Source organism: Nostoc sp. UCD121 (genome assembly GCF_014222285.1).
GTDB lineage: Bacteria > Cyanobacteriota > Cyanobacteriia > Cyanobacteriales > Nostocaceae > Nostoc.
On record NZ_JACKZS010000271.1, the window covers coordinates 1 to 8,485 of the forward strand.

Annotated in this window: 9 protein-coding genes; 4 read left to right on the forward strand and 5 right to left on the reverse strand. The window is 38.5% G+C overall.

Translation table 11 applies throughout. The features are described from left to right. Positions 1 to 174 precede the first annotated feature (174 nt). Positions 175 to 804 carry a recombination mediator RecR gene (recR, locus tag GNF10_RS32740; protein WP_179075600.1) on the reverse strand — a complete coding sequence of 210 codons (630 nt, stop codon included), beginning with the start codon at positions 802 to 804 and terminating at the stop codon, positions 175 to 177. Between the two features lie 590 nt (positions 805 to 1,394). Between recR and GNF10_RS32745 the strand changes: the two genes are divergently transcribed. Then, positions 1,395 to 2,006 carry a LuxR family transcriptional regulator gene (locus GNF10_RS32745; RefSeq protein ID WP_185582029.1) on the forward strand — a complete coding sequence of 204 codons (612 nt, stop codon included), beginning with the start codon at positions 1,395 to 1,397 and terminating at the stop codon, positions 2,004 to 2,006. 198 nt (positions 2,007 to 2,204) lie between these two features. On the opposite strand, the gene GNF10_RS32750 is transcribed toward GNF10_RS32745, so the two are convergent. Then, positions 2,205 to 2,687 (reverse strand): DUF4168 domain-containing protein, encoded by a 483-nt coding sequence (locus GNF10_RS32750; protein WP_185581183.1) that lies wholly within the window; start codon positions 2,685 to 2,687, stop codon positions 2,205 to 2,207. A gap of 109 nt (positions 2,688 to 2,796) precedes the next feature. Continuing rightward, positions 2,797 to 3,786 carry a DNA polymerase III subunit delta gene (holA, locus tag GNF10_RS32755; protein ID WP_185581182.1) on the reverse strand — a complete coding sequence of 330 codons (990 nt, stop codon included), beginning with the start codon at positions 3,784 to 3,786 and terminating at the stop codon, positions 2,797 to 2,799. Positions 3,787 to 3,952: 166 nt separating this feature from the next. On the opposite strand from holA, the gene GNF10_RS32760 reads away from it, so the two are divergent. Continuing rightward, positions 3,953 to 4,744, forward strand: a complete 792-nt coding sequence (locus GNF10_RS32760) for a DUF1868 domain-containing protein (RefSeq protein ID WP_185581181.1) — start codon at positions 3,953 to 3,955, stop codon at positions 4,742 to 4,744. A gap of 119 nt (positions 4,745 to 4,863) precedes the next feature. Here GNF10_RS32760 and GNF10_RS32765 read toward each other — a convergent pair whose 3' ends face one another. Continuing rightward, complete coding sequence (locus GNF10_RS32765) at positions 4,864 to 5,649, reverse strand: RDD family protein (protein WP_185581180.1); 786 nt, start codon at positions 5,647 to 5,649, stop codon at positions 4,864 to 4,866. Positions 5,650 to 5,694: 45 nt separating this feature from the next. Continuing rightward, positions 5,695 to 6,540 (reverse strand): hypothetical protein, encoded by an 846-nt coding sequence (locus tag GNF10_RS32770; protein ID WP_185581179.1) that lies wholly within the window; start codon positions 6,538 to 6,540, stop codon positions 5,695 to 5,697. Between the two features lie 80 nt (positions 6,541 to 6,620). Here GNF10_RS32770 and GNF10_RS32775 point away from each other — a divergent pair, with 80 nt between their 5' ends. Both GNF10_RS32775 and GNF10_RS32780 read left to right on the forward strand, forming a co-directional pair. After that, on the forward strand, positions 6,621 to 7,574 hold the full coding sequence (locus GNF10_RS32775) for a stage II sporulation protein M (RefSeq protein ID WP_185581178.1): 954 nt from the start codon (positions 6,621 to 6,623) through the stop codon (positions 7,572 to 7,574). A 101-nt stretch (positions 7,575 to 7,675) separates the two neighbouring features. Further along, positions 7,676 to 8,245: a Uma2 family endonuclease gene (locus tag GNF10_RS32780; RefSeq protein WP_185593115.1), complete on the forward strand. Its 570-nt coding sequence runs from the start codon at positions 7,676 to 7,678 to the stop codon at positions 8,243 to 8,245. Positions 8,246 to 8,485: the final 240 nt, after the last annotated feature.

Below are 8,485 nucleotides of genomic sequence, written 5' to 3' on the forward strand. Positions count from 1 at the left end.
CCTTGAGAACCGTAGTTTTGTAGGTTGGGTGCAGCGATCGCGTAACCCAACATAAAATTTGGTGGTAATGTTGGGTTACGTTTCACTCCACCCAACCTACATAAATATATCTTTTAAAAAATTCTACGTTTCACAACATAGATGAGGTTTAGTTTATAAACCTTTGAATTAACCTTAATCTAATTCCCTGCGCCCTTCCAATGCCCTTGCTAGGGTCACTTCGTCCGCGTATTCTAAATCACCACCTACAGGCAAACCAAAGGCAATCCGCGTCACCTTGGTAAACGGTTTCAGCAGCTGACCTATATATAGTGTTGTTGTTTCCCCTTCGATACTCGGACTAATTGCCAGAATCACTTCTTGGGGTTTTTGTTGATTTACCCGTCGCTGCAAAGCCAGTATATTCAACTGTTCTGGCCCAATTCCATCAATTGGAGAAATCACCCCACCCAAAACGTGATATTTACCTTTGTATTCGCGGGTTTTTTCCAGCGCAATTACATCGCGGGGATCTGCTACGACACAGATAGTATTGTTGTCACGGTTGGCATTGCGACAGATTTCACAAACAGGTTCAGCAGATAAGTGAAAGCAAACAGAACACAAGCCTATCTGTTTTTTGGCTTCAATTAAAGCTTGTGCCAAAGCTTCTACTTCTGCTTCTGGACGCTTCAAAATATGCAAAGCCAGTCTTTGGGCAGATTTAGGGCCAACTCCCGGCAGGCGTTGCAATTGCTCAATTAACCGTGCTAAAGGGCGTGCGTAAACCGTTGTCTTATCTCCAGAATGTTTTACTTTAACTATAATGACATTTTTCAGGTACTTCCATGTGTCTGGTATGGCGTTTATTATGGAAGCTTTTGAGCCTATCAAGTTGGCGAGGTTAACTGTGAAGTGCGATCGCTTACTTTAATCAATGTAAAATTTAGTCTGCAATTTATAATACGTAGTAAATACACGCACATACAAATATTTGTGTGTGTATTTTTATTTACATCTGAATAATTTTTATTTATTGGGGTGATAGCTATTTTGTAGAAGTGGCTTACATTCAACAAAACAATACGTTTGATTTTAGACAATTAATCTAGCAATGACACCTTAGCGTAGCGAGGCAAAGTCTAGTCAAATTTTGTGTCTTCCGAAATAGGCTATTTCAGAGTTGTATTTAAAATGTATAACCTAAATTAATTCAAACAAAATAGATGAATTGTTGATTGAGTATTCTCAGGAGTTTGTTTTAGAAAGAACACTTGTACTTACTTTGATGAGTATGATTAGTCTGCAATATTCACCCAATTTATTTATATAATCATCCAAAAAATAGATTAGTACATCTTCCAAGTTGCACGAATCTAACAAACAACACTATTTTATACATTAATCTATCTCCTATGATTGCCCTAACAAAGACATTAGTAAAAACAGTAGCAGAACCACAACAGTTAAAGAATATTGATTTGCTTAACTCCAAGCGAGCTAATTTTTTACAAGAAGTAATTGAAGGCTTAGAAGACGGTATATTAATTTTAAGCCAAAGTGGTGAAGTAGTACATAATAATGCGTCTGCTAATCGCCTTTGTGGCCAATTCAATCAAGGCAATTTCAACCCGAATGCTGTACCGTCAGCTATCTGGAATCTTTGTGAATCTTTACTCAGTAGTCGGTATTTATTTTCTGATAAACTTCTGATTTTGTCGGATGAAATTGTACTTGATAAGTCAAATATTTTTCGGATTAGGGTAAGACTGCTAGATTTAGATGGGTTCGAAGTGCCTTGCTTATTAGTTACCATAGAAAACCAGTATGAGTCTGTAAAAAATGTAGCACTCACTGAAATTAAAAAATTTGACCTCACGCCACGAGAAGCTGAAATTTGGTTTCTCTATAGAAGCAACTACAGCTACAAAGAGATTGCTATGAAGCTTTACATCACCATAAACACCGTGAAGAAGCACATGAAAAATATTCACACTAAGCGACAAGCAAACTTTTCTGATAGTTGAATGATAGGACGGCAATAAAAATCGGTTTGTAAAATTCAATAGATTATTACTTATTAACCTATTATCCACAAACAAGTATTTTATAAATCGATCTTTGATTGTTCTATAGATAAAAATACTAGCCCTTGTATGAAATGAACTAAGGGTAGTTATTTTAACCGCGCTCCTGTCTAATTTTAATGTTGGTGCAAATTTTAACTAAGGAGAATCAGGGGTTTTTTGCAGACGTAATAAGGTATTATAAACCTGCTGTTTTAAAAGATCGTTATTTTGTAGTTCTATAGTGATTTTGTTAAACTGATCGATGCTCAAACCATTATCTTGGACAATTTTTTGAGAGTTATTACAGTAATTTACTGCGATATCTTGAGCCTTTCTAGGAAGACCATTTATGCTGTTAGAATCGTTACAAACAATTTTGGGAACTTCTCCATTGCCAATCAGGTTTTTAATGGTTTCAAAAGCCTTTTGACGTGCTGGTTCCATTGCTAGAACTGCTTGAGCGTAGCTGTCAATTTGAGTATTGTTAGCTATTGGTGATGCAGTTTGACCATAAGCTTTTGAAGTAACTGAAAAAGCGTTGGAAATGACACTCGCAGTAGCGATCGCGCCGAAAAAGAATGATTTGCAAAGGATTCGCTTTCGGCTGGATCGGGAAAGGAAATTGGAAATTTTATTCATATAGTGTGTGACACAAAACTACATCAGGGATATTATAAGAACTTTGAATTATTTTCGGAGTTGGAAGTTCCAGCAACTGTTCAATACATCAAGTTTTTATATTTGATTGTCAACTTCCTCGGCATACTTGACAAAGTTCGATGACTTTAGTCTGAAACGTTGACATTTCTGATGCTCCTTGCTTGAGGCTCACTTCCAACTCCAATAGTAGAGGTAAGCAGGAGATTAACTGTTGCACAGAAAGCAGTTTGATTTCTTGTTGTAAGAAGTAGATCCGCTTGGGATTACCGATATCAGCAGCACTAGCGATCGCTTGTTGGTTGCGCTCACCACTTTCTATCATAATCTTGACCCATAGCCAGGTGCGAAATTGTCCAATCAATGTGGCAACTATCCGTAATCCCGGCTCGGAAGCATTGATCATATCTGCCAGAGTTGTCAAAGCTTTCGCTGTATCTCCTATTCTGATTGCTGCTGCTAATTGTAAACTATTTTGAGTAGTATTTCTTACTAACTTTGTAACGGTATCTACGTCTAAAGGCTTATTGCTACCGTAGGCATATAACCGTAATTTCTCTATTTCATTGTAGAGCAATCGCGTATCATTTCCAACGGATTCTGCCAGTAGCTGGGCAGTATTGGCAGTCAGTTTTACGCCCACAGTCTGGGCTACTTGATTAACAGATTGCACTAGTAATTCGGTTTTCCAAGGGGGGATGAGGGGAAATTCTCGGAATTCGGTAGCAAATTGTTTTAACAATTTCGTGGATTTGAGGCGTTCATCTGGCTTGTTGCGGCTGCTGAGTAATAAAAATGAGTTTTCGGGAATGACAGATAGCGATCGCACCAGTTCCCCTAAGACATTCTCTGGACAGTGCTGACACAGGGTTGTATTTACCAGCCATACCAAGCGCCCACCAGCGCCAAAAGTGGGTGTCATTACCTGATTTAACCCCTGGATAGCAGCATCAGCTTCATCTGGCGTGAATGCAGTGTAATTAAAACTTATCCAATTGGGATCGAGAACGCGATCGCGCAAAACAGCGATCGCCTTTTCCATAGCAAAATCATCTTCACCCCAGTAAACATAGATTGGCATAGATAAACCTCAGTTGGGCATGGGGAATGACGCATTGGAGAAGAATACTTAAAACTCCTAACTGCTAACTCCCTCAGCCCCAAAAACTAAATACTTTTAAAATCATTCTCTTATTCGGGGTAATTTTCCCTAAAATCTATCAAGTGAGAGCGTGAGGCTATGAAGATTGGACGACAACTATCAAACTTACTTAAATCGGTTAGCACGACTGACGCTGCCAGAAGCCTACAGATCCCAAGCCCAGCATATTCAGGAATCTTCTAAATTTCAGCCAAATTCTGGCTTGAGAGAAGCAGCGTCTTTTCCTGGGTATACGCTAATTACACCGCCTGCGGCAGAAGAAGAATCAGAAAATTCTGCTTTCTATGCCAAATTACAGACTTACCAACAGGAACTTTTGCAGTTGCCTGTAAACCGTAATTTGATTATACCTGTACCTCCTGCTAGCTTCCATGTAACTTTAGCGGATTTAATTTGGGATCATGCTTACCTTGATGCCCGCGAAAAGAATCCTAAATTTGACGAGGAGTTACCCTCTTGTTTAGCCGAAATGTTTCAGCAATATCAACAATTGATGACAAATAGGAGTCATCCGATTAAATGGCAAATGCTGGGACTGATACTGATGCCAAGAGCTATAGCTGTTTGTTTAGTACCTCAAGATGAAAGCTGCTATGAGGAAATTATTAAATTCCGCCGAACAATTTATCAAAATCCCAAGTTGATTGCCTTGGGTATTGAGCAGCATTATCATTTCACTGCCCATGTTACATTAGCCTATTTTGGGGAGGTTTCATCTGACTTAGACCGCACAAGTTTCAGTACAAAGCTTTCTGAATTGAATGAAAAATGGCTGTTTAATTTGCCAGAATTTTCGATCAATCGCGTCGAATTGCGAAAATTTGACAATATGACACACTATTATCGTGAACCAAACTGGCCGAGTTTAGATTTTTAAGTCATTAGTTAGTAGTTAGTAGCCAGTAGTTTCCACTCACTGGCAACTGACTACTAATTATAATTTTGTCTTTTAGGTAAACTTAACTTTTTACCAATGCTGTAAATAAAATTTCTCGCCTAAAACTTAGGCTCTTGATATACGAGATAAACAGCTTCTAAAAATACATCAGGTGTAACAGCTTCTGGCAAGTTTTCTAAATTAATAATAGCTACTACTTGCTCGGCTAACTTTAGAGATAGTGAGGCTCTTGCCTTTAATGACATTGCAGCCCGCCGCTGCAAATATTCACGAATAACTGCAAAATCATCGGGCAATAATTTCGATAAATCGGCGATTTGAATTAACTGTTCATGAAGTTCTTTTGCCTGTTCTGAAATGGTCAATGTTGCAGATGCAATGAGTGTTTCAGCTTGAATTACAATTGTACCAGCAGCCAAATCACCTAAACGCTTTTCACGACTACCCAACATAATTAAAAAAGCGCCAATAAATAAAGTCTCATCAAAGGGTCGTAGTAGGGCACGGAGAGTTGCTTGTTGTAACCCAATTAGTCTGCCATCATCTCGAACTACGCGAATTTTAGCAACCCGTTTACCAGGGGTTTGCCCAAACCATAAGGTTTCAAAAAATACAAAATAGCTGATGTAAATTACAAAGGCGATAATGAAGAAAATTGCTAACAACCAAATATCTAAATTTGGTAAACTTGTAAAAAAGCCTTCAAGAAAATTTACCAGCTGCGTTGAAAAGACAGCCCAGGTAAGGACAAACAGAAGCAAAGTTATACCCAACACTGTATAGTCAATCAGCAGTGCTAAAGCTCGATTACCAATTCCCGCTAAAGTAAATTCCAACTCTACACTTTCTGGAGTCTGGAATGTGATGCGATTAAAAAAGCGCATATTTTAACCAATTGAAAATTAATAGAGTTGAATTAAGGCGTTGAGTTAACGAAAATCTTGTGTAGGAGGTTGTCTTAACTGCAAACCTAGACCCTCACGCCGAGTCCGCAAGTCCAAGTATAAAACAGCTTTTAGTGCTTGCCAGAACGGCATTATCAAAACTCCACCTACTAAGCTGCCAATTACAGAAATAAAATACACAATTCCGTAGATGACAGTACCTGGCTCAAGCTTGATGAGGAATAAGCTAGGTATATAGTTTAATACAAACACTAGTGGCAGTGTAACGAAAAAAGCAACTAAAACAACGCCCTGAATGCGAAGTACCGAGGCTTTAGTTAACTCCCAACTTCTAGCAACACTTTCGCCACCATTAACATTTTCTTCAACTGCTAGCGGTACCTCAGCTACTATCCAACGAGAGTAGAACCAAGTTAGTCCCAACAGTAAAATAATTACCATTAAAATTATTGTCAATGTGGTTGTGACTATAACACCCGCAGTACCTAATATCCCTCCCAATAACGCTATCAACACAGCAGACAGAATACCACCTGCGATCGCCAATCCTAAATAAACTAACACCAAAGATATTCCTACCTGAAAACCAACTCTTAAAAATGACCAGAGACGCGGATTAACATGGCTGCTGGCGGCTTGGACACTTTCAGGTTGGTAAATCAATTCTCCAAAAGCCAAGCGTGAAATTAGTCCAGAGATGGCTGCATATTTTGCCCAGCCATAAATCGGAAGGAGAACCCACAAGTGAGCGATCGCAGCCAGTTTTAGATAAGTCTTAAGATGAGAACGATACAATCGCACCGCAGCACTGACAACATTTCCTACACTCAGTGGTTGTATCTGGCCGGAAGATCCAAAATTTTCAGACATAATGGCAAATTTCCCTTGAAACTACGGAGATCAATTTGAGGCTATCTTAAGCTAAGTTAAACTCAGTGTTCCCAAAATTCATGAATATTCAACGTTGGATTGCGCGACGAGAACCAAATTGGCAACGTCTGGATGCCTTATTAAAGCAGATAGAAAAAAAAGGTCTAAAGTCTCTAAGGGCAGCAGAAATTAGAGAGTTAGCGAGTTTATATCGGTCAGTAGCGGCAGATTTGGCTCGTGCCCGTACCCAGCAAATCGGCAATACTTTGATACAAAGTTTACAATCTTTAACAACTCGTGCCTATACGCAGATTTACCAAGGTTCGCGACGACAGGAATGGCAGGCAATCCTAGAATTTTACAAATGGGGATTACCCGATGTAGTCCAGAAAACATTTGCATATATTGCTGTAGCCACGGCACTGTTCCTACTGGGGACACTAGTGGCTTGGTGGTATTCTTGGCAAAACCCCAGCTTTATGGCTTTGATCGTACCTGAAAGTTTGATTACCAAGGTGCGAGATGAGCATAAATTATGGATGGGGTCAATTGTCGGTGTTGAACCTCTGGCATCCAGCAGTATCACGATCAATAATCTGTCAGTATCCTTTGGTGCTGTTGCCGGTGGCATCACCGTCGGGCTATATACATCCTATTTGATGATTTTTAATGGCTTATTAATTGGTGCTGTTGGCACTTTAGTTGGTCAAAATAATCTGGCTTATCCTTTTTGGGCCTTTGTGTTTCCGCATGGTTCCTTGGAATTACCCGCAATCTTTTTTGCTGGGGGTGCAGGATTTTTATTAGCAAGAGCAATTTTATTTCCTGGGAAATATCGCCGTGGAGATGCATTGAAATTTTATGGTTCTCAGGCGGTGCAGCTAGTATTTGGTATTGTACCAATGTTGATGATTGCTGGTACGATTGAAGGCTTTTTTTCACCTAATCCGAGCATACCTGATGCAATTAAATATCTAGCAGGAATGGGATTATTTATACTTTTGGTAATGTATTGTAGGCGCAAGAAAGCATGAAATAATTTAGATATTGACGGATTGGTAAATTGAAAAATATTTTAAAATAAGGTAAATACTAACGATGTCAAAAAGTATTATAAGTTGAAGCTAGGATAATCATGGTACAAATATCAAATAAAAGATTGACTCTAGAAGAGTTTCTCACACTACCAGAAACTAAACCGTACTGTGAATACATTGACGGTCAAATCATTCCAAAACCTATGCCTCAAGGAAAACATAGCACTATTCAAGGAGAACTCTGTCCCACAATCAATTCTGTTATCAAAGTACAAAAAATGGGTTGGGCTTTTCCAGAATTGCGTTGCACTTTTGCAGGATGTTCTATAGTTCTCGATGCCGCTGTATTTTCTTGGGCAAGGCTTCCCATAGATGAAAATGGTGATATTGCCAATACATTTACTCTAGCACCCGACTGGATAATCGAAATTCTCTCACCCGAACAAAGCCATACAAAAGTTATAAAAAAAATCTTACACGCTCTCAATGATGGGACTAAAATGGGTTGGTTAATTGACCCTGATGAGCGATTCATCGCTGCTTATCCTGCGGGACAACAACCTTTACCTTTTGAGGAAATTGAGTCTGTTTTACCAGTGCCAGAATTCTGTCAGGGGTTAGAGTTGACGGTAGGTGATATTTTTGGATGGTTAAAGGTGACTGCGTAAAAATATTTGGTTCAGTCAAACTTACTATTTTTATACTGAAAATATGCCAAAATGCATCATCACCGAACTAACAGATAAACACAGATTTTATCCATTTTTTAGCAAAGTTAGATTTCTTAAATTCTTTGTTTACTCATTTTTAATTATTTAAATGAAATTTAAGATTTTTTAGTAATTAATTTAATCAATTAAATATTAATAAAAAACATTTTAAATTACGATTTAAACGCATCTTAATTT

Coding starts and splice junctions, on each gene's coding strand:
- GNF10_RS32750 (WP_185581183.1), bottom strand. CDS start 2,687: ATGAATAAAATTTCCAATTTCCTTTCCCGATCCAGCCGAAAGCGAATC.
- GNF10_RS32765 (WP_185581180.1), bottom strand. CDS start 5,649: ATGCGCTTTTTTAATCGCATCACATTCCAGACTCCAGAAAGTGTAGAG.
- GNF10_RS32770 (WP_185581179.1), bottom strand. CDS start 6,540: ATGTCTGAAAATTTTGGATCTTCCGGCCAGATACAACCACTGAGTGTA.
- GNF10_RS32780 (WP_185593115.1), top strand. CDS start 7,676: ATGGTACAAATATCAAATAAAAGATTGACTCTAGAAGAGTTTCTCACA.
- holA (WP_185581182.1), bottom strand. CDS start 3,786: ATGCCAATCTATGTTTACTGGGGTGAAGATGATTTTGCTATGGAAAAG.
- GNF10_RS32745 (WP_185582029.1), top strand. CDS start 1,395: ATGATTGCCCTAACAAAGACATTAGTAAAAACAGTAGCAGAACCACAA.
- GNF10_RS32775 (WP_185581178.1), top strand. CDS start 6,621: ATGAATATTCAACGTTGGATTGCGCGACGAGAACCAAATTGGCAACGT.